The 19,932-nt window shown below is 42.3% G+C and carries 20 protein-coding genes; 2 read left to right on the top strand and 18 right to left on the bottom strand.

From position 1 onward, the window contains the following. Nucleotides 1-188: 188 nt before the first annotated feature. The 12 genes from PR833_RS00390 to trmJ all read right to left on the bottom strand — a co-directional run bounded on the left by PR833_RS00390 (nt 189) and on the right by trmJ (nt 10,253). Nucleotides 189-1,151 carry an Rpn family recombination-promoting nuclease/putative transposase gene (locus tag PR833_RS00390; protein WP_272525796.1) on the bottom strand — a complete coding sequence of 321 codons (963 nt, stop codon included), beginning with the start codon at nt 1,149-1,151 and terminating at the stop codon, nt 189-191. Between the two features lie 422 nt (nt 1,152-1,573). Continuing rightward, a complete protein-coding gene (locus PR833_RS00385) occupies nt 1,574-2,032 on the bottom strand; it encodes an enhanced serine sensitivity protein SseB C-terminal domain-containing protein (protein ID WP_004921371.1) in 459 nt (152 codons plus the stop codon). A 99-nt stretch (nt 2,033-2,131) separates the two neighbouring features. Continuing rightward, nucleotides 2,132-3,427 (bottom strand): aminopeptidase PepB, encoded by a 1,296-nt coding sequence (pepB, locus tag PR833_RS00380; RefSeq protein WP_004921373.1) that lies wholly within the window; start codon nt 3,425-3,427, stop codon nt 2,132-2,134. A 162-nt stretch (nt 3,428-3,589) separates the two neighbouring features. Beyond that, nucleotides 3,590-3,790: a Fe-S cluster assembly protein IscX gene (gene iscX / locus PR833_RS00375; protein WP_053110534.1), complete on the bottom strand. Its 201-nt coding sequence runs from the start codon at nt 3,788-3,790 to the stop codon at nt 3,590-3,592. 33 nt (nt 3,791-3,823) lie between these two features. Further along, the gene (gene fdx, locus PR833_RS00370) at nt 3,824-4,159 is read right to left on the bottom strand and encodes an ISC system 2Fe-2S type ferredoxin (protein ID WP_004921377.1); all 336 of its coding nucleotides are present in this window, start codon (nt 4,157-4,159) and stop codon (nt 3,824-3,826) included. Nucleotides 4,160-4,161: 2 nt separating this feature from the next. Next, the gene (gene hscA, locus PR833_RS00365; protein WP_272525795.1) at nt 4,162-6,012 is read right to left on the bottom strand and encodes a Fe-S protein assembly chaperone HscA; all 1,851 of its coding nucleotides are present in this window, start codon (nt 6,010-6,012) and stop codon (nt 4,162-4,164) included. A gap of 11 nt (nt 6,013-6,023) precedes the next feature. Next, entirely contained in the window at nt 6,024-6,545 is a 522-nt protein-coding gene (hscB, locus tag PR833_RS00360) for a co-chaperone HscB (protein WP_004921381.1), read from the bottom strand. Between the two features lie 157 nt (nt 6,546-6,702). Beyond that, a complete protein-coding gene (gene iscA, locus PR833_RS00355; RefSeq protein ID WP_004921385.1) occupies nt 6,703-7,026 on the bottom strand; it encodes an iron-sulfur cluster assembly protein IscA in 324 nt (107 codons plus the stop codon). A 148-nt stretch (nt 7,027-7,174) separates the two neighbouring features. Continuing rightward, nucleotides 7,175-7,561: a Fe-S cluster assembly scaffold IscU gene (iscU, locus tag PR833_RS00350; RefSeq protein WP_004921389.1), complete on the bottom strand. Its 387-nt coding sequence runs from the start codon at nt 7,559-7,561 to the stop codon at nt 7,175-7,177. Between the two features lie 24 nt (nt 7,562-7,585). Next, nucleotides 7,586-8,800, bottom strand: coding sequence for an IscS subfamily cysteine desulfurase (locus PR833_RS00345; RefSeq protein ID WP_014656323.1), 1,215 nt, complete (start codon nt 8,798-8,800; stop codon nt 7,586-7,588). Between the two features lie 117 nt (nt 8,801-8,917). After that, nucleotides 8,918-9,415 carry a Fe-S cluster assembly transcriptional regulator IscR gene (gene iscR, locus PR833_RS00340; protein WP_004921396.1) on the bottom strand — a complete coding sequence of 166 codons (498 nt, stop codon included), beginning with the start codon at nt 9,413-9,415 and terminating at the stop codon, nt 8,918-8,920. A 106-nt stretch (nt 9,416-9,521) separates the two neighbouring features. Continuing rightward, entirely contained in the window at nt 9,522-10,253 is a 732-nt protein-coding gene (gene trmJ, locus PR833_RS00335; RefSeq protein WP_004921401.1) for a tRNA (cytosine(32)/uridine(32)-2'-O)-methyltransferase TrmJ, read from the bottom strand. Between the two features lie 125 nt (nt 10,254-10,378). Between trmJ and suhB the strand changes: the two genes are divergently transcribed. Beyond that, nucleotides 10,379-11,182, top strand: coding sequence for an inositol-1-monophosphatase (suhB, locus tag PR833_RS00330; RefSeq protein ID WP_004921404.1), 804 nt, complete (start codon nt 10,379-10,381; stop codon nt 11,180-11,182). A gap of 219 nt (nt 11,183-11,401) precedes the next feature. Here the strand turns inward: suhB and PR833_RS00325 are convergent, their stop codons facing one another. Both PR833_RS00325 and glyA read right to left on the bottom strand, forming a co-directional pair. Beyond that, nucleotides 11,402-12,553: a 3-phenylpropionate MFS transporter gene (locus PR833_RS00325; protein WP_004921405.1), complete on the bottom strand. Its 1,152-nt coding sequence runs from the start codon at nt 12,551-12,553 to the stop codon at nt 11,402-11,404. A gap of 81 nt (nt 12,554-12,634) precedes the next feature. Then, complete coding sequence (gene glyA, locus PR833_RS00320; RefSeq protein WP_004921412.1) at nt 12,635-13,888, bottom strand: serine hydroxymethyltransferase; 1,254 nt, start codon at nt 13,886-13,888, stop codon at nt 12,635-12,637. A gap of 351 nt (nt 13,889-14,239) precedes the next feature. Between glyA and hmpA the strand changes: the two genes are divergently transcribed. Continuing rightward, nucleotides 14,240-15,439 carry an NO-inducible flavohemoprotein gene (gene hmpA / locus PR833_RS00315; protein WP_004921414.1) on the top strand — a complete coding sequence of 400 codons (1,200 nt, stop codon included), beginning with the start codon at nt 14,240-14,242 and terminating at the stop codon, nt 15,437-15,439. Nucleotides 15,440-15,660: 221 nt separating this feature from the next. On the opposite strand, the gene glnB is transcribed toward hmpA, so the two are convergent. The 4 genes from glnB to qseG form a co-directional block, all read right to left on the bottom strand. Beyond that, entirely contained in the window at nt 15,661-15,999 is a 339-nt protein-coding gene (glnB, locus tag PR833_RS00310) for a nitrogen regulatory protein P-II (protein WP_004921424.1), read from the bottom strand. Nucleotides 16,000-16,011: 12 nt separating this feature from the next. After that, complete coding sequence (locus PR833_RS00305) at nt 16,012-17,634, bottom strand: NAD+ synthase (RefSeq protein WP_014656326.1); 1,623 nt, start codon at nt 17,632-17,634, stop codon at nt 16,012-16,014. Nucleotides 17,635-17,752: 118 nt separating this feature from the next. Next, a complete protein-coding gene (gene glrR, locus PR833_RS00300; RefSeq protein WP_004921431.1) occupies nt 17,753-19,093 on the bottom strand; it encodes a two-component system response regulator GlrR in 1,341 nt (446 codons plus the stop codon). After that, complete coding sequence (gene qseG, locus PR833_RS00295) at nt 19,080-19,931, bottom strand: two-component system QseEF-associated lipoprotein QseG (RefSeq protein ID WP_272525794.1); 852 nt, start codon at nt 19,929-19,931, stop codon at nt 19,080-19,082. Before qseG ends, glrR begins: the two co-directional genes overlap by 14 nt. Nucleotide 19,932: the final 1 nt, after the last annotated feature.

The following is a 19,932-nucleotide window of genomic DNA, read 5'->3' as shown; positions in this document are numbered from 1 at the left end:
GCGAGTGAACTGATTGAGGTCAGCTTCGGTTTTAATGCCTTTTGCAAATTCTGCAGCAAGGGCTTTTCATTTTTTCTCATCCATAATATGCCTGCTTTGTTGTTGGATTTAACCTATCAAAAGCAGGCAAATACACAATTTAAATTACAGTCTCCCCTTCACATCAACAAAACAGGGCGCCTGTCACATCACTGGAGGGAAATAAGTTCTTCTTGGCTTAGCCCTGTACTTTCCATAATTAACTCAAGGCTAATTCCATTTTTTAAAAGTGTTCTAGCGGTGGCAAGATTTGCCTCATGTTTGCCTTTTTCAATGCCTTTTTCAATACCTTTTTCAATGCCCTCTTCCAGACCTTGTTGATGCCCTTTTTCCCAGCCTGCTTTTACACCTTTATCTTGCAAACGTTGTGCAATATTCATAATAACCTCTTGATGCTTTTCAGTTTTTTCACTCAACTGTTGGACTATTTTCTCAACATTTTCTGCATCCATCGTAAAAAATAGATAGTTGAGAATAGTGATGACATCGCTATCAGTATTATAGTGATTATTGAGCGCTTGAGCCAATAGGGAGATCACATGCTCACTTTCCTCCCGCAAATGCTTATGTTTCATAGCCAATTCCATAATTGCAACCTTACGATAATTAACAATTTCATTATCATCAATAACCGTGACATCGACTAAAGGAAAAGAACGTGTGTACAAGATATTAGCCACATCCGCGAGAGGAAAACAGTCAGTCCATAATTGTGAATATGGATAAGGTGAACTCTCCCCGTGATAAAACAAAACAGGTACGACTAGCGGCAAGTTCTTATGCCCTTGTTGCAAATGCTGATTCATCGCTAAAAATGCATAATGCATTAATCGCCATGCCATCAATTTGTCTGGTGAAGATTGATGTTCGACGAGTAAGTAAATATACCCTTCTCCTTCTGTCGTTTGAACTGAATACAACACATCTGATAATCGTGAACGCAATTGTTTGTCTATGAAAGAAGAATTAGTGAGAGTTAATGTTTCAAAATCACATAATGCATGAATATGCTCTGGTAAATGAAAATGAAAAAAATCTTTAGCATTTTCTATTTGCGCCATGAAACCTTTAAATGCCGCATCGTGAGCTGAGTGTCGTTGTACTTTCTTCATTAGCGAACCTTATCTAAGCAGACCTATAAAAATCATTGTGATATTTATTTGCAGGCGATTTTGGTGATTGCCTTAGAAGGGAGCATCGTATTTTAAATGACCACTATAACTCGTCATATATTAAGTCGTTACTGACTACACTCACACTAGCCATATCGTTATCGACACAGCAATATTTATGACTTTAAACTATTTAACCATCAATATGGACGATGTACCCTACTATTTGTCATTACATGACAAACCTATCATCTCAATACTGAAAAGGTCATTAGTCGCTCAATTAACTCACGACAAAAGTTTCTCTGAAAAATAGCATGATTCTGAAACGCTATATGTAATGACGCTCGCTGCTTAGGTTATTTAAGCTATTGGTCTAATGAGGGATACCCCACAGTGGGCCACTAACCCACTGCAGAAGCTTATTTGGTGTTTTTAATTGGGATTGAATCACGTAACCAACTGCCTAACTTACGTTGATAGAAAGGTTGAATATGTTCAGTAATAAAATGGCTAATACCCTTTTCTGCTTCATTAACTAAACAAAAATCAATGGACTCATTATCGTCTAAATATTCACACGCTAATGTTCCCGCTTGATGAATAATCTCATCGATATTCTCAGTTCCTGGCACAAACTCTAATGCCACCATTAAAATAGCTTCATCACCCTCTTGGTTTTCTTCTTGGGCAGATACTAAAAAGGCTCGGCGTACCACCTTATGCTGTTTAAAACATTCAGTTAAGACCCCTACTAATGCTTCAGGCTCTTCTTCAAGTGCGCTTAATTTTAACGATGCCCCTTGAGGAATAACCAACTCAGTAAATTCGATATTGTTATCGTTGCTAAAAGGTTTATTCGATTCGGATTGCTGCGACATGCTTATGCCTCATAGAAAAATAATTAACCCTATAATAAAAAAACGGGCACGAAAAGTCGCCCCCTTCGTCCCCGCTAATGTTTATTAAGATAAAACTTTTTAGCCTGCTTTTTTCATCAGTAAGTTTGCTATCGTTCTTACACCAATTCCCGTTGCACCTTCAGCCCACAGGCTCACTGGTGATTTACGGTACGTTGCTGAACAATCAATATGCACCCAGTTTTGACGATAATTCTCAACAAAATGGGATAGGAATGCGGCTGCGGTACTTGCACCTGCTGTATGGGATGGTGCAGCAATGTTATTTAGGTCTGCAAACCCCGACGGCAATTGCTGGCGGTGGAATTCAGCCAGCGGTAAGCGCCAAAACAGTTCAAACTCTTCATTTGAAGCATCCATAAGCTCAGCAACCAGTTTATCATCAAAGCTAAGCACTGAATGATAGTCGTTGCCAACTGCGGTTTTTGCAGCCCCCGTTAAAGTTGCCGCATCAATAATCAGCGATGGTTGCTCTTTACTTGCATCAATCAAGCCATCAGCCAAAACTAAACGACCTTCTGCATCTGTGTTCATCACTTCAACAGACTTGCCATTGCGGTAACGGATGATATCACCTAATTTAAAGGCATTACTGCTAACCATATTGTCAGCCAAGCAAAGGAACAATTTAACGCGTTTTTTCAGACCACGATTAATAGCGAGTGCCAGAGAACCAACCAGCGTTGCTGCCCCACCCATATCTGCTTTCATTGAGTTCATGGATGATGAAGGTTTGATACTATAGCCACCTGAATCAAATGTGATCCCTTTCCCAACTAAGCAGGCAAAAACAGCCGCGTGGGGGTTGCCTGTAGGGTTGTAATCTAACGCTAATAAAGCAGGCGCACGGCTTGAACCACGACCTACCGTATGAATACCTGCATACCCTTGCTCAAGTAGATCATCACCTTTAATGATACGGTAACTGATATCTTCGGCATTAATATGACACAACAAATCAATCGCACGTTGCGCCAGTTGCTCTGGCCCTAACTCATCCGCTGGCGCATTGATCACATCGCGTACCCAATCAATTGTACGGATACGGTTTTCTAATTCTTGGCGATCCGCTTCTGGCAAAACTGGCCACTCTATTGTTCTTGCCCCTTTTGGTGCACGAAAACCTTGCCAAAATGCCCAACTTTTTTCTAGATCCCAACCTTCACCCGTTAAAGAAACATTACGAATACCTTGGCTATCCAATTTACGCCCTGCACTTTGTACCGCGCACAACTTACCCGGATGCTTTAAATGAATAGTTATTCCTTTATCGCCAGAACTCACTAACGCCCCTTCACCCCAACAAGGTGCCGCGGCTTCAAATGAAATCATTACTGGCATAATTTGTTTTGTCATCGTTTCTCCCACTTTATCTGTATCTGTTTTTTACAGGCAGCTCTTGTCTAAATCAGTCGCTGATAGAAGTAACTTAACCGATTAACGGCCAAATAGGTATCAAGATAGTGCTCATAAATAAAAACCGGACGAGTTGCCCGGTTTATCTATCAAATTTGAAAATTATTCGAACTCATCCAACCAAACCAATAAAATGGCTTCTAAGATTTTCTCGTTGGATTTTTGTGGATCATCGTCGAACTCTTCTAATTCACAAATCCATCGGTGCATATCCGTAAAGCGCACAGTTTTTGGATCCAAATCAGGATACGCATCGTACAGTGCTTCACCGATTTCTCGGCTATTCGACCATTTAAGGCTCATATTTGCTTCCCCACACAGCGGATTATATCAGTATTAATGCTCACGAGCGTGATTAATTGTATATTTTGGGATCTCAACAACCAAATCTTCGTCAGCGACCAAAGCTTGGCAGCTTAAGCGACTTTCTGGTTCTAATCCCCATGCCTTATCCAGCATGTCATCTTCTAATTCGCTGCTCTCTTCGAGAGAATCAAAGCCTTCGCGAACAATACAGTGACAAGTTGTACAAGCACATGATTTTTCACATGCATGTTCAAGTTCAATGCCAACTCGCAATGCTGCATTTAAAATTGACTCGCCCTGTTGTGCATCAACAACTGCACCTTCCGGACATAATTCTGTATGAGGTAGAAAAACTATTTTAGGCATAATTATATCTCATCCACAGATTGGCCTGATAACGCTTGGCGAATAGAAGCATCCATTCGACGCGCCGCAAACCCCTGTGATTGCTTATCCAGTTGTTTAATGGCATTTTCAATAGCAGTAGAGTCTGTGCCTTCTACTGCTTCAATTAATATATTGACGGCATTATCAATCGCTGACTCTTCGTCGGGAGTCAATAGATTAGCATCTTGCTCTAATGCACTAGTCAAACTCTCAAGCACTCTTGCTGCTTCAACTTTTTGTTCCGCTAAACGGCGCGCATTTAAATCATCTTGCGCATTAGTCATTGAATCTTTAATCATGCTTGAAATTTCAGTATCAGTTAACCCATATGAGGGCTTCACCTGAATAGAAGCGGCTACTCCCGTCGATTTTTCCATTGCACTGACGCTTAACAAGCCATCCGCATCCACTTGGAAAGTGACACGAATATGAGCACCACCAGCAGCCATTGGCGGAATATCGCGTAATGAAAAACGTGCTAATGAACGGCAATCTGAAACCATTTCACGCTCACCTTGTACCACATGCACAGACATCGCTGTTTGTCCGTCTTTAAACGTCGTAAACTCTTGGGCACGTGCTACAGGTATCGTGGTATTACGAGGGATAATTTTTTCGACTAATCCCCCCATCGTTTCAAGACCTAACGACAATGGGATAACATCTAACAGCAACATGTCACTATCAGGCTTGTTGCCCACTAAAATATCAGCTTGGATGGCAGCACCAATGGCTACTACTTTGTCAGGATCAATCGAAGTTAATGGTTGTTTACCAAAAAATTCACCAACCTTATTTCTGACTAAAGGCACGCGGGTAGAGCCACCAACCATCACCACATTTAACACGTCATCAGCATCTACTTGTGCATCTTTCAATGCACGACGGCAGGCCATTAATGTGCGTTTCACATGGTTTTGTATTAACTGTTCAAACACCTCACGCTGAATTTCTCCTTGCCATTGTGGCAATGAAATTTGTGCGGTTTCAGCCTCACTAAGTGCGATTTTCGCTTCGGTTGCAGCATTCAGTAATTGACGATTTAAATGGTGGTCACCTTGTGTCTGAATACCTGCTTGCTCGGCAATCCATTTGGCTAATGCTTGGTCAAAATCATCGCCGCCCAGTGCGGTATCGCCCCCTGTAGCAAGGACTTCAAACACACCACGACTTAGGCGCAAAATAGAAACATCAAATGTTCCGCCTCCTAAATCATAAACAGCGATGACCCCTTCTTGGCCTGAATCAAGACCATAGGCAATAGCCGCCGCTGTCGGTTCATTTAATAAACGGAGAACATGTAAACCGGCAAGGCGGGCTGCATCTTTTGTTCCTTGGCGTTGTGCGTCATCGAAATAAGCGGGGACGGTGATCACGACACCATCCATTTCTCCGCCTAATGTTTCTTCCGCTCTCTTTGCTAGCGTTTTTAAAATATCTGAAGAAACTTGGATCGGATCAACTTGCCCTGCCGCCGTTTGAATAAAAGGAAGCCCATTTTCACTAGCAGTGAAACGATAAGGTAGGTCGGGATAACGTTGTTGGATGTCAGCCAATGAACGCCCCATCATTCTTTTTACCGAAATAATGGTATTAACAGGGTCACGCTCTGCTAGCTGTTTTGCCGCCCAGCCCACTTGTTTATTATCGGATTGATAATTGACGACCGATGGTAGTAAATAACGCCCATCATGATCAGGTAAAGCCGTTGCTTCACCGCTACGTACCGTGGCGACCAAAGAGTGAGTCGTACCAAGATCAATCCCCGCCGCCAATTTACGTTGATGTGGTGCGGCTGTCATGCCTGGTTCGCTGATTTGAAGTAAAGCCATAATCGTTTCTCTTAAAAATCATCCAGTAAACGTTCTTCGAGTTGTTCAGCTTGTTGCTGTAATTTATCGAGAAAACGCAATTTACGTACCGTATCTGCCGCCAATTCCCACTGTGCACTATCGAGTTGCTCAACCATCAATGCGGAACGTGTTTTTTGCATTTGTTTTACTTTCGTCATGAACGCTGTAAGCAAATCAGTCGCATTATTATGGTGCTCAATATTATCGAGCTCTTCTCGTAGCTCTAATTGCTCCATTAAGAATGCAGTGTCGTGCATAGTATGTTGTTCGTTATTAATATCAATCCCTTGTAGTAATAACATATATTCGGCACGTTTTAGTGGATGACGAAGAGCTTGGTAAGCCGCATTGATCGTTGCCGCTTGTTGAAGCGCTTGCATTTTTTCCTGTTCCGTACAGGCAGCAAAGCGATCTGGATGGTATTGGCGCTGTAGCGATTGAAAACGTTGCGTTAATTGTTCATTATCGATCGCATAGTTGGGCGTTAACCCAAAAAGAGTAAAATAATCCATAAGTACTTAGTTTCTCGAACTGACGCACTCATGCACTTCGTCTAGTTAGCTATCAAAACTCACTCACAATGTTAAATAATCAGCGCGAATATTCGCTTTCGATAGGTGTCAGGAGCCACGAAATGCATTAGTTAAAAATATTGCCTATAAAAAGACATTATACGTGAAAGCTTTCACCACAACCGCACTCACTGCTGACATTGGGGTTATTGAATTTAAAACCTTCATTTAAGCCTTCTTTGACAAAATCTAGCTCAGTACCGTCTAAGTAGACAATGCTTTTACCATCAACGATCACTTTGACACCTTTATCTTCAAAAACGGTATCTTCTTCATTGATAATATCTGCAAATTCGAGAATATAGGCCATGCCTGAGCAACCTGATGTTCTGACACCAAGGCGTAAACCTTCACCTTTACCACGGCTTGCGAGGAAAGCTTGAATACGTTGCGCAGCACTTTCTGTTAGAGAAATAGACATTGCGAACCTCACTATAGAAACAAACAAGGCAGATACTCACTAATTGGTAGCATCCGCCTTAAAAATTAATCAATTATACCGACCGATGTTTTCATCACACGGATTTTAGTTATTTATGTCCATGTGCCCATTAGCCGGAATTAAAGCCTTATTTGCCTTGGCGTTTGCTTTTATAATCCGCAATGGCTGCTTTAATTGCATCTTCAGCAAGAATCGAACAGTGAATTTTCACTGGTGGTAATTCTAGCTCTTCAGCGATAGCTGTATTTTTAATCGCTTCGGCTTCATCTAAGCTTTTACCTTTCATCCACTCAGTGACAAGTGAACTTGAAGCTATTGCTGAGCCACAGCCGTAAGTCTTGAAACGCGCATCTTCAATGATTCCATTATCATTTACTTTGATTTGCAGTTTCATCACATCACCACAAGCTGGCGCGCCAACCATCCCGCTACCTACGCTTGGGTCGTTATTGTCGAATGAACCCACATTACGTGGATTTTCATAATGATCGATGACTTTTTCACTATATGCCATTTTTAAACTCCTGAAACTGTCTGATTAATGGTGAGACCATTCGATGCTGTTAAGATCTACGCCGTCTTTGAACATTTCCCATAAAGGAGACAGTTCACGTAAGTGGCCAATTGCGCCATGAATCTGTTTGATTGCATAGTCAATTTCTTCTTCTGTTGTAAAGCGACCTAAAGAAAAACGAATAGAACTGTGAGCAAGTTCATCATTCATTCCAAGGGCACGTAGAACATAAGAAGGTTCTAGGCTTGCAGAAGTACATGCAGAGCCAGATGATACCGCTAAATCTTTAAGAGACATCATCAGCGATTCACCTTCAACATAGTTGAAGCTGACATTCAGAATGTGTGGAGCACCGTTCTCTAAATCACCATTGAGGTAAACTTCTTCAATATCTTTAATGCCATTCCAAAGACGCATGCGCAGTTTACGTAAGCGTGCTGACTCCTCAGCCATTTCTTCTTTTGCGATACGGTAAGCCTCACCCATCCCAACGATTTGATGGACAGGTAATGTACCAGAACGCATACCACGCTCATGACCACCACCGTGTTGTTGAGCTTCAAGGCGAACACGTGGTTTTCGACGCACATACAAAGCACCGATACCCATAGGGCCATACAGTTTATGTGCAGAGAATGACATCAAATCCACTTTCAGAGTGGACAGGTCGATAGGGAGTTTACCAACACTTTGAGTGGCGTCGACATGGAAAATAATGTTGCGGCTACGGCACATTTCACCGATGGCTGCGATATCTTGAACGACACCAATTTCATTATTCACATGCATAATAGAAACAAGGATAGTATCGTCGCGTAAAGCAGCTTCTAAATCTTTCAGGTCAATCAAACCATTGCTTTGTGGTGCAAGGTAAGTCACTTCAAACCCTTCACGCTCAAGCTGGCGGCAGGTGTCTAAAACTGCTTTGTGCTCTGTTTTACAAGTGACAATGTGCTTGCCTTTCTTTTGATAGAAATTAGCGGCACCTTTGATAGCTAAGTTATCAGATTCTGTTGCACCTGAAGTAAAGACAATTTCGCGTGGATCGGCATTCACCAATTCTGCGATTTGATTACGTGCAATATCAACGGCCTCTTCTGCTTGCCACCCAAAACGGTGAGAGCGCGAAGCGGGGTTACCAAAAATGCCGTCCATTGTTAGACATTGCATCATTTTTTCAGCAACACGTGGGTCAACCGGTGTTGTTGCTGAATAATCAAGATAAATCGGTAATTTCATTGCTCACTTACTCCAAAAGACAAAATTGTCTTCATTTTCTAACGATACCTATGATGATCATTCATTCGAACCCCATCACTTTGTGTATCAACTGCAATTTATTAAAATATTATATAATTAAGCACGGACATTAATAATCGTTTCAGGTGAAAGACCACCTAATGTTGCCCGACGTTTTTCGTTATCTTGTCTATCGGCGACATCTATGACTTCTTGATTTTTCACTAATTCATCAAGGCTAATGCTGCTTAGGAAGCTTGTGATCCTATCGCTCAAATCACGCCACAGCGCATGCGTTAGACAACGGTCACCATTTTGACAACCTTCTTTGTTGCCTTGACAACGTGTCGCATCAACAGATTCATCAACCGCGGCAATTACTTGAGCAACAAAAATTTGATCAGCATCGCGGCCTAGCAAATAACCACCACCTGGGCCACGAACACTCGAAACAAGCTCGTTTTTGCGTAGACGAGCGAAAAGTTGCTCAAGATAAGAGAGGGAAATTCCCTGACGCTCAGAAATATCAGCTAAAGGTACAGGCCCTGTCTGAGAGTGTAATGCGACATCTAACATCGCCGTTACTGCATAACGCCCTTTGGAAGTGAGTCTCATAACATATACTCCGTGGTAAAATATTGCCCAATTGTGACATTCCCGACTAATTTAGTCAACTATTTACCTGACTAATTTACTCAAGTATTTTTCACGGAGTGATAACTCATTTTTTTGCCCATTTTTCCATTGAAGTCAGGATACCTCGTAAAATATGTAGCTCCTGAGTTTCAATGTGTGCACGGGTGTATAAACGTCTCAATTTATTCATAATTAGGCCCGGATGCGCCTTACGAATAAACCCTGATTCATTCAACACACTTTCAAGATGCACATAAAAACGCTCAATATCTTCTACCGGCGGATATTCTACCTCATCCTCCTCCGAGTTCACTGCGTTTTTTTCCTCTAGGGCTAAATAGGCCATGCGAATTTCGTAACTGACCAACTGAACCGCCATCGCAAGGTTTAATGAACCATATTCAGGATTGGTAGGTATATAAAGATGGTACTGGCATTTTTGCAGCTCTTCATTGGTCAGCCCAATACGCTCACGGCCAAAAATTATGGCAACAGGCGCCGTTTTCGCTTGCATCACTGATTTTTCGCCACATTCACGCGGTGCAACCATCGGCCAAGAAAGTGTCCGAGAGCGCGCGCTCGTGCCAATGACTAATTTACACCCTTCTAGAGCTTCATCCAATGAATTGACTATCGTGGCATTGCCAATAACATCGCTGGCTCCTGCAGAAAGCGCAATCGCATGCGAGTCAGGCTGTACTTGTGGATTAACGAGATAAAGGTTGGATAAACCCATGGTTTTCATGGCTCTAGCAGTAGAGCCCATATTGCCAGTGTGTGAGGTCTCAACAAGGATAATGCGGATATTGTCTAACATGGTTTAGTCGTTTTTCTAAAAAATAATCGCAAGAGTCTAACACAAAATTGCTTATTGTGACGAACATCTATATAATCCGCCCACTCAAAGTTTTTCGTTCTTTAACATTCCAGTGGAAAAAGCCCATGCATCCGATGCTAAATATCGCCATACGTGCTGCGCGTAAGGCTGGCAACCACATAGCAAAAAGCTATGAAACGCCTGACAATGTTCAAATCACTCAAAAAGGCTCTAACGATTTCGTCACCAACGTTGACCGTGAAGCAGAACATTTAATTATCGAGGTCATCCGTAAATCTTATCCTGACCACACTATCATTACTGAAGAAAGTGGTGAGTTACTTGGTAAAGAAGATGATATTCAATGGGTAATTGATCCACTGGATGGCACTACTAACTTCACAAAACGTTTCCCTCACTTTGCTGTTTCTATCGCGGTTCGTATTAAAGGCCGTACAGAAGTCGCCGCTGTTTACGATCCTATGCGTAACGAGTTATTTACCGCTGTTCGTGGTCAAGGCGCACAATTAAATGGTTATCGCCTACGTGGTGCCGATGCTCGCGAACTCGATGGCGCGATCGTGGCAACCGGTTTCCCCTTTAAGCAAAAACAGCACGCCGTTGTGTTCATGAACATCATGAGCAAAATGTTTGAGAGCTGTGCAGACTTCCGCCGTACAGGCTCAGCGGCTCTTGACTTGTGTTACGTCGCTGCGGGTCGTGTCGATGCTTACTATGAAATTGGTTTAAAACCATGGGATTTCTTAGGTGGTGAACTGATCATGCGTGAAGCTGGCGGTATTATGACGGATTTTGTTGGCAACCATAATTACTTAGCTTCAGGTAATATTGTTGCGGGTAGCCCACGCATTGTTAAAGAGATTTTATCTGTGATGCGTGAAGAATTATCCGAGTCACTGAAACGTTAATGATTTAATAAAGGTGTTGGGGCTTCCCCCAATGCCTTTAATTCTCCCCTCTCATATAACCCACCATAAGATAACTCAATTTGATAGAAAGCATTTTAGTGTCACGTTTTTTACTATCGATTACACCACCAAAATGCCTTCTTGTTAGTGATTTTGGATTGTTCATTCACTTCAGATATATATCTAACCCTGATATTTAGGAACAAACCCAAGTTAACCTTATGATTGTGCTACAACTTTCGGTCTAATAAACAAAGCAGGGATCGCCAATAGTGCCATTAAATAAAAGACTAAACCGTGATTGTCTGGCACACGCTCATAGATAGCCCCCACCACAACAGTGATGATAGCTAAACCGCCCCCTGTTGCTAATGCTGAATAAACACCTTGTAATGGAATAATTTCATTTTCTTTTCGAGCACTGATAAAACGCATTGCAGCGAGGTGGCATACGGTAAAGGTTCCGCTGTGCAATATCTGAACAACAATAAGGACTGGTAGTGAGGTAAATGCCCCCATTAGCCCCCAACGAATGATGCCGCTGATGGCAGATAACAAAAGTAGATTTCGTGAACTCCAACGACGAAATAGTTTGTTACTCAACATAAAAACCACAACTTCAGCGACAACGCCAAGTGCCCAGAGGCGACCTATAACGATGTCAGAATAGCCTGCTTCCTTCCAAAATAAAGAGGCATAGCCATAATATGCAGCATGTGCACCTTGCAACAAGGTGACACAAATTAGGAACGTCACTACGTTTTTATCTGCAATGAGTTGTCTAAATGAGAGTTTATCTTCTCCTGCAACTTTAGGTATGCCTTTAGGCATAATTGCAGGCGTTAACATTGCCGTGAGTAATAAAGCTAAGCAGCTAATAATTAAAGCCACCATAATGGATTGATGACCTAATATATCGGCGAAATATCCCATCGCTATGGAGCCAATAATAAAAGCGACGGAGCCCCAAAGCCTAATTTTGCCATAATCAAAGGGAAACTGCTTTTGCCATGTTCCTGCCAGCGAGTCACCAAGTGGCACTAATGGCGCAAAAAATAAGTTAAACCCAGTCATGACAAAAAATAGCCATGCCCAATGGGAACCAAAGGAAAAGGCAACAGCAAAGAGTAGAGACAATCCTGCCAATATTCTTAATGCGTTAATGAGTTTGGATTGATCTTTAACCATCGGTGTAATAAACATTGCACCAAGGAAACGCGCAGCTAACCCAATCCCTAATAACACCCCGCTCATTTCAGCATCAATACCTTCACCTTGTAGCCAAATTGGCCAGAATGGTAGAAAAATACTGTAAGCGAAAAAATAGGTAAAATAATCAATCGCTAGCCAGCGAGTTGATGGAATTACCATCACTCCTCCTTGTTTTTCAATGCAAAAAACCCGCTTTTACCAAAGTGTAGAAGCGGGTTTTGAAACTAAATTAATTTTATTTTATGCGTAAACTGGGTATTTTGCGCAGATATTCAATACGTTTTGTTTGATACGTTCAATGGTCGCTTCATCATTGAGGTTATCCAGAACATCGCACATCCAACCAGCCAGTTCACGTGCATCGCCTTCATTAAAGCCACGACGTGTGATCGCTGGCGTACCAATGCGGATACCAGAGGTAACAAATGGACTTTTCGGGTCGTTAGGAACGCTGTTTTTATTCACCGTAATGTTTGCACGACCCAATGCAGCGTCAGCATCTTTACCTGTAATACCTTTATCAACCAGATCCACTAAGAACAGATGGTTCTCTGTGCCACCGGACACTACTTTATAACCGCGTTGTTGGAAAATTTCTACCATTGCTTTCGCATTTTTCGCAACTTGTTGTTGATAAACTTTAAATTCAGGTTCCATCGCTTCTTTCAATGCGACCGCTTTACCTGCAATAACATGCATTAACGGGCCACCTTGAGAGCCAGGGAAGACGGCTGAGTTCAGTTTTTTGTACAGTTCTTCGTCACCACCTTTCGCCAAAATCAGACCACCACGAGGGCCAGCTAATGTTTTATGGGTTGTTGTAGTAACAATATGTGCGTGTGGAACTGGGTTAGGATAGACGCCTGCTGCGATTAGACCCGCAACGTGAGCCATATCAACGAATAGATAAGCATTGATGCTATCTGCGATTTCACGCATTTTAGCCCAATCAACAATACCAGAATATGCAGAGAAACCACCGATGATCATTTTTGGCTTATGTTTCAATGCTTGTGCTTTGATATCTTCGTAGTCGATTTTTCCGCTTTCATCGATACCGTAAGGAACGATGTTATAAAGTTTGCCAGAGAAGTTGACAGGTGAACCATGGGTCAAGTGACCACCATGAGCAAGGTTCATACCCAATACGGTATCACCCGGTTGCAGCAACGCCATATAAACAGCCGCATTAGCCTGTGAACCTGAATGAGGTTGTACGTTAGCATAATCTGCACCAAACAGCGCTTTTGCACGATCGATAGCTAATTGCTCGACAACGTCAACATACTCACAACCACCGTAATAGCGTTTGCCTGGGTAGCCTTCTGCATATTTATTCGTTAGCTGAGATCCCTGAGCTTGCATCACTCGTGGACTGGTATAGTTTTCTGAAGCAATTAACTCAATGTGTTCTTCTTGACGGACGACTTCTTGTTCCATTGCTTCCCACAGTTGTGGATCATAATCTGCAATATTCATTTCACGCTTTAACATTCGCTTCTCCTGCCTCAGCCATTCAATAAGTTGATAACAAAACTATCGCAATAGCACACAGTGTAAACTCTTTTTCTTCAGGGTGATAGCCCTAAAGAAAAAATATACGCAAACGTTTGCATAAATTTTCTCAGTCATAAAAGACTATCAAGCATACCAAGATAAAATCAGCCATATTCGCATTGCTAAGAGATTAAATCCTATTTATTGGGTGACTCTTTTATAAAGTTTCTATTTTTAAACTCTTTTTATAATAGACCTATTTACTTTGTGTGTTAAAAGTTATAAATTGCATTTAAAATACATGTTATAAAATTCATCATCGAATGAAATTATTTCAGGAGAGCCTGTATGCTAGACAGCCAAACTATCGCTATTGTTAAATCCACTATCCCAGCCATTGCTGCAACGGGTCCCAAACTAACTGCTCACTTCTACGACAGAATGTTCAAACAACATCCTGAGCTGAAAGATATTTTTAACATGACGCATCAAAGTAACGGCTCACAACGTGAAGCCTTATTTAATGCGGTTTGCGCGTATGCAACACATATTGAGACGCCCGAAGCATTGATTTCTGCTGTAGAAAAAATCGCACAAAAACATGCAAGCTTGAATATCAAACCTGAACACTACCCTATTGTCGGGGAAAATTTATTGGCTGCTATCGATGAGTTACTCAACCCAGGGCAAGAAGTGTTAGATGCTTGGGGTAAAGCTTATGGTGTCCTTGCTGATATTTTTATCAATCGTGAAGCAGAAATTTACCGCCAAAATGCAGATAAAACAGGGGGCTGGGAAGGTTTACGTGAGTTCCGTGTTGCGGCTAAACAGGCGCAAAGTGATGTGATCACAAGCTTTGAGTTTGTCCCTGTCGATGGTCAGCCTGTCGCAGATTATCGTCCAGGCCAATACATCACTATTTATATCAATGATGACAGCCTAACTAACCAAGAAATTCGCCAATATTCACTGACCACAGCACCAAATGGTCGTAGTTATCGTATTGCCGTTAAACGTGAAGATAATGGTGTTGTCTCCAATTATATTCACCAAAACTTAAATGAAGGTGATATTGTTCATTTAGCACCACCATGCGGTGATTTCTTTATTGATATCGATAATAAAACCCCTGTCACTCTCATTTCAGCGGGTGTCGGTTTAACACCGATGCTGAGCATGCTCAATTCATTAACTCAGGAAGGCCATGAAGCACAAGTTAACTGGCTACATGCCGCCGAAAATGGTGCCGTTCATGCGTTCCATCATGAGGTAAATAAACACCTTGCTCACCATCCACATAGCCAATCCGCTGTTTGGTTTAATCAGCCACGTGCAGAAGATAAACAAGGATTTGATTATCAATTTAGTGGCTTAATGGATCTTTCGCAGGTTAAAGCGTGGTTAGACGTTCCAAATATGCAGTTCTATTTCTGTGGTCCAGTTGGCTTTATGCAATACATCGCTAAACAACTGATTGAGATGGGCGTTTCAGCAGAGAATATTCATTATGAGTGCTTTGGCCCTCATAAAGTTCTACCTTTAAATTAATTTTAAATAACCTATTTAAATTTCGCGGTAACGGTTTTGCATACTAAACACTCTTTTAATCCCATTCCTGTGTTTATGCCGTTACCGCTTTTTATTAAATAATGACTAAGCTATTCCATGATGTTTGCCCCACGACCATTCCCTAAATAATGCGTAGTAAGTAGGGGTCGATGGCGCGGCTCCCTTGAAATGTGACTAGAGCCGCGAAAAAAGCATGGAAATTAAATCGCCTCTTCGTCCTGTTCACCAGTACGAATACGGATCACGCGAGCAACATCGTAGACAAAAATTTTGCCATCACCAATTTTGCCAGTTTGTGCCGTCTGCATAATAGTTTCTACGCAGCTTTCGACAATATCATCGGGCACAACAATTTCAATTTTGACTTTAGGCAGGAAGTCCACCATATATTCGGCGCCACGATAAAGCTCGGTATGACCTTTTTGACGACCAAAACCTTTGACTTCTGTTACCGTCATCCCAGTGATCCCCACTTCCGCTAACGCTTCTCGGACATCATCCAGCTTAAAAGGCTTAATAATTGCATCAATTTTTTTCATAAATAATTCCTGTTATGACCAGTTTTTACGGCCAAAACCTGACGTGATTGGATAACGACGATCTTTTCCGAAATTACGCACCGTAATACGTGGTCCAACTGGCGCTTGACGGCGTTTATATTCGTTAATATCGACAAGACGCACAACGCGATGAACCGTTGCTTCATCGAAGCCTTGCTCAATCAATTGTGCCACGGAATAATCTTTTTCCACATAAGCTTCAAGTAACGCATCTAAAATATCGTATGGCGGCAAGCTATCTTGATCGAGCTGCCCTGGTGCCAGCTCCGCCGATGGTGGCCTATCGATCACACGTTGCGGTATCGCAGGAGAGATCGTATTACGATATTTCGCTAACTCAAAAACCAATGTCTTTGGTACATCTTTTAAAACATCAAAACCGCCCGCCATATCACCATATAAGGTTGAATAGCCAACGGCAGATTCACTTTTATTACTGGTCGTTAAAACTAAACGACGGCGCTTATTGGACATCGCCATTAAAATAACAGCACGGCAACGCGCCTGTAAATTCTCTTCGGTAGTATCAACAGCAGTACCTTCAAACATTGGTTGAAGTTGTGACATAAAAGCATCAAACATAGGTTCGATTGAGACAATATCAAACTCAACACCAAGCAATTCAGCCTGCTCTTTGGCATCATGGATACTCATTTCTGAGGTATAGCGGAATGGCATCATCACGGCCTGAACGCGTTCTTTGCCAATCGCATCCACCGCTATTGCCACTGTTAATCCCGAATCAATCCCACCGGATAAACCGAGTATAGCGCCATTAAAACCATTTTTATTGATATAATCGCGAGTTGCCATCACCAAGCCTTGATAAACCTGTGCAACTGGTGACAGTGCTGGTGCTAGCTTTTCCATCGGTACCGCGGATAACTCATTAAACTGGCAATTAACGATTTGCTCATCAAAATCAACCAGCTGATGTGTGATTTTACCGTCACTCGCCAGCACTTTAGAGCCACCATCAAAAATTAACTCATCCTGACCGCCCACTTGGTTCAAATAGATGATAGGTAATTGTGTACGCTGGCAATGCCTTACCAATAAATCACTCCGACTATGATCCTTGTTACGATCATATGGGGAGGCATTAATCGTCAACAATAGTTCGGCACCGGCTTGCTTAACGGCATCCACTGGCCCATCGAACCAAATATCTTCACAAATTAATAAGCCTATACGGTAACCTTTAAAGTCAACCACACCAGTTTTATCCCCCGCTGAGAAATAGCGAAGCTCATCAAAAACACCATAGTTTGGCAGCTCTTGTTTGAAATAGCGGGTGAGGAGTTTTCCTTGGTAGAAAAAAGAGAGGGCGTTATACATTTTCCCCGCTTCTGTCCACGGGTGACCAACAACAATCGCTGTTTCCGTGCTCGCATTTTGTAAGCGTTCTAATTGCACTAAACAACGTTGGGTAAAATCCGCACGGAATAAAAGATCTTCCGGTGGATACCCCGTGAGTGACAGCTCAGAGAACACAACAATGTCAGCGATATTCTTTTGTTCTTCAAAAACTTGCAACATGCGTTCACAGTTGCCTTCAATATCGCCAACTAACCAATTTAATTGAGCTAGTGAAATATTAAGCTTACGGCTCATAAGGTATTTCTTCTCCCGAGCATTGATATTGATACCTTAATTCACTCTTCACTAGCCATTACCACGGCAGCGATAAATTGAGTGACTTAAACACGATAAATTTAGATGATAAGGCCAATTATTCTTTAAAATCATTAGCCTCTAAATCATGACGTGCCAATAATTTATAAAATTCAGTACGATTTCTGCCTGCCATGCGAGCGGCTTGTGTCACATTCCCTTTTGTCATCTGTAATAGTTTACGTAGATAGTTAAGCTCAAATTGGTTACGTGCCTCAACAAACGTTGGAAGTGCCGTATTTTCACCTTGTAACGCTTGGCTAACCAGCGCTTCACTGATCACAGGTGTTGTCGTCAATGCGACGCATTGCTCAATGACGTTAACCAATTGACGTACGTTGCCCGGCCAACTGGCTGACATCAAACACTTCATAGCTTCTGTCGAGAAGCTACGAACAAACGGCTTATGCCTAGATGCCGATTCACGTAGTAAATGGTTAGCTAAAATAGGTATATCCTCCGCCCTCTCATTCAGGGCTGGGATGCGCAAATTCACCACATTCAGACGATAATAGAGGTCTTCACGAAACTCATTTTTTTCCATCGCCTTCGGTAAATTACGGTGTGTTGCAGAGATAATACGCACATCAATATCTAAATCACGATTACTGCCAAGAGGACGTACCTTGCGCTCTTGTAATACGCGTAATAATTTAACTTGTAGCGGCATTGGCATATCGCCGATTTCATCAAGAAATAGCGTTCCCCCATTTGCGGCAAAGAATAGCCCTTCTCGGCTACTCACAGCCCCTGTAAAGGCCCCTTTTGCATGGCCAAATAGCTCAGATTCAAGTAATTGTTCTGGTAATGCGCCGCAGTTAATCGCGATGAATGGTTTGCGTGCCCGTGGGCTTGCCTTATGGATTGCCTGTGCTAAGACCTCTTTACCTGTACCACTCTGCCCATTAATTAATACGCTCACATCCGATTGCGCGACCATATGGGCTTGTTCTAACAGTCGGATCATCAACGGGCTGCGGGTAACAATGCCTTCACTCCACTCTTCATCACTGATTGGTGTTGAAGATAATGCCAATGCTTCATCAATGGCCTTGTAGAGCGCATCTTTATCAACAGGTTTGGTTAGGAAACTAAATACGCCGCGCTGTGTTGCTGCAACGGCGTCGGGAATTGAGCCATGGGCGGTGAGGATTATCACGGGTAAATTAGGGTGTTGCTTCTGGATCTCATCGAACAGAGCCATTCCATCCATTTCATCCATTCGCAAGTCACTAATCACCAACTCTATTTTTTCTTTTTGAAGCAATTTTAGCGCTTCTGGCCCACTTTCCGCGGTGGTGACTTTAAAACCTTCACTGCTTAAGCGCATACCCAGTAATTTCAGCAGACTAGGATCATCATCCACCAGCAGAAGATTTGCTGATTTACGGTTGGTCATTGCGCTCATTCTCCGATGGGTTATTAGTTGAAGAGTTACCATCCTCAGCGACTGGTTTTTCCGTTTTAGCCGCTTCTTTTGGTTGCTTTTTATCTACCGCTTCAACCTCTTTTTCCGTTTCATTGGTAATTTGTTTGCGAGAGGAGAGTTGCCTCTCAATGTCAGTTAAATTTTCTAATTTACGTGAGGTTGTATTCAGTTCAAATACCAGTCTGGCATTTTCTTCTTTCATACGGTCAAGTTTATTGTCTGTATCTTGCTGTAGCCGCTTAAAACGAGAATTGGCTTCAGCAAGATTAATTGTTTGTACCTGTTGTTCACGCCAAAGTTGTAATAACGGGCGAATTGCCGTGGGGAAATTAAGGCTAAAAGTGTTCATACTGTCGACCATTTTGCGTCGTTCAGCAATTGTGGGTTCAGCCGCGCCCATTAAGATACTGTGCTGAAATGAGTCCGACCAATTTTCAATCTGTATCTGTGATGCCTGCTTGCGTGCTGTAGCAGGGTCGAGACGATCGGCACAGTCCATCATCCTCAACCAAAAAAGTGCATTTTCTCGCGCATTAGGCTGATAATTTTCCCAAACGCCCTCACATGCCGCATAGCGGTAATCGGTCACTTTAACTTCAGGGACAACAACTTGAGCTAACGTATCTAAAGAAGATTGCCCATTTTGAGTCGTACAACCCGTTAAAATGAGTGACAACAATAACGCGCCTATATGCACCGCTTTTTGCTTTTGGATGAATCTAGAGTTTTTTTTCGTTAACCCGATATATCGCTTTGGTAACACCGCAAAGCGTAATGCAACCAAAACATCTGTAGACCTATTTGCCATT

The organism is Providencia sp. PROV189, from assembly GCF_028480065.1.
In the GTDB taxonomy this organism is placed as follows: domain Bacteria; phylum Pseudomonadota; class Gammaproteobacteria; order Enterobacterales; family Enterobacteriaceae; genus Providencia; species Providencia stuartii.
This window is presented reverse-complemented; position numbering and strand designations above follow the sequence as displayed.

Coding starts and splice junctions, on each gene's coding strand:
- iscX (WP_053110534.1), bottom strand. CDS start 3,790: ATGAGCCTTAAATGGTCGAATAGCCGAGAAATCGGTGAAGCACTGTAC.
- PR833_RS00345 (WP_014656323.1), bottom strand. CDS start 8,800: ATGAAATTACCGATTTATCTTGATTATTCAGCAACAACACCGGTTGAC.
- glyA (WP_004921412.1), bottom strand. CDS start 13,888: ATGTTAAAGCGTGAAATGAATATTGCAGATTATGATCCACAACTGTGG.
- PR833_RS00385 (WP_004921371.1), bottom strand. CDS start 2,032: ATGTCGCAGCAATCCGAATCGAATAAACCTTTTAGCAACGATAACAAT.
- hscA (WP_272525795.1), bottom strand. CDS start 6,012: ATGGCTTTACTTCAAATCAGCGAACCAGGCATGACAGCCGCACCACAT.
- PR833_RS00325 (WP_004921405.1), bottom strand. CDS start 12,553: ATGGTAATTCCATCAACTCGCTGGCTAGCGATTGATTATTTTACCTAT.
- glrR (WP_004921431.1), bottom strand. CDS start 19,093: ATGACCAACCGTAAATCAGCAAATCTTCTGCTGGTGGATGATGATCCT.
- iscA (WP_004921385.1), bottom strand. CDS start 7,026: ATGTCTATTTCTCTAACAGAAAGTGCTGCGCAACGTATTCAAGCTTTC.
- PR833_RS00305 (WP_014656326.1), bottom strand. CDS start 17,634: ATGAGCCGTAAGCTTAATATTTCACTAGCTCAATTAAATTGGTTAGTT.
- PR833_RS00390 (WP_272525796.1), bottom strand. CDS start 1,151: ATGAAGAAAGTACAACGACACTCAGCTCACGATGCGGCATTTAAAGGT.
- hscB (WP_004921381.1), bottom strand. CDS start 6,545: ATGGATTATTTTACTCTTTTTGGGTTAACGCCCAACTATGCGATCGAT.
- suhB (WP_004921404.1), top strand. CDS start 10,379: ATGCATCCGATGCTAAATATCGCCATACGTGCTGCGCGTAAGGCTGGC.
- hmpA (WP_004921414.1), top strand. CDS start 14,240: ATGCTAGACAGCCAAACTATCGCTATTGTTAAATCCACTATCCCAGCC.
- qseG (WP_272525794.1), bottom strand. CDS start 19,931: ATGGCAAATAGGTCTACAGATGTTTTGGTTGCATTACGCTTTGCGGTG.
- fdx (WP_004921377.1), bottom strand. CDS start 4,159: ATGCCTAAAATAGTTTTTCTACCTCATACAGAATTATGTCCGGAAGGT.
- glnB (WP_004921424.1), bottom strand. CDS start 15,999: ATGAAAAAAATTGATGCAATTATTAAGCCTTTTAAGCTGGATGATGTC.
- pepB (WP_004921373.1), bottom strand. CDS start 3,427: ATGACAAAACAAATTATGCCAGTAATGATTTCATTTGAAGCCGCGGCA.
- iscU (WP_004921389.1), bottom strand. CDS start 7,561: ATGGCATATAGTGAAAAAGTCATCGATCATTATGAAAATCCACGTAAT.
- trmJ (WP_004921401.1), bottom strand. CDS start 10,253: ATGTTAGACAATATCCGCATTATCCTTGTTGAGACCTCACACACTGGC.
- iscR (WP_004921396.1), bottom strand. CDS start 9,415: ATGAGACTCACTTCCAAAGGGCGTTATGCAGTAACGGCGATGTTAGAT.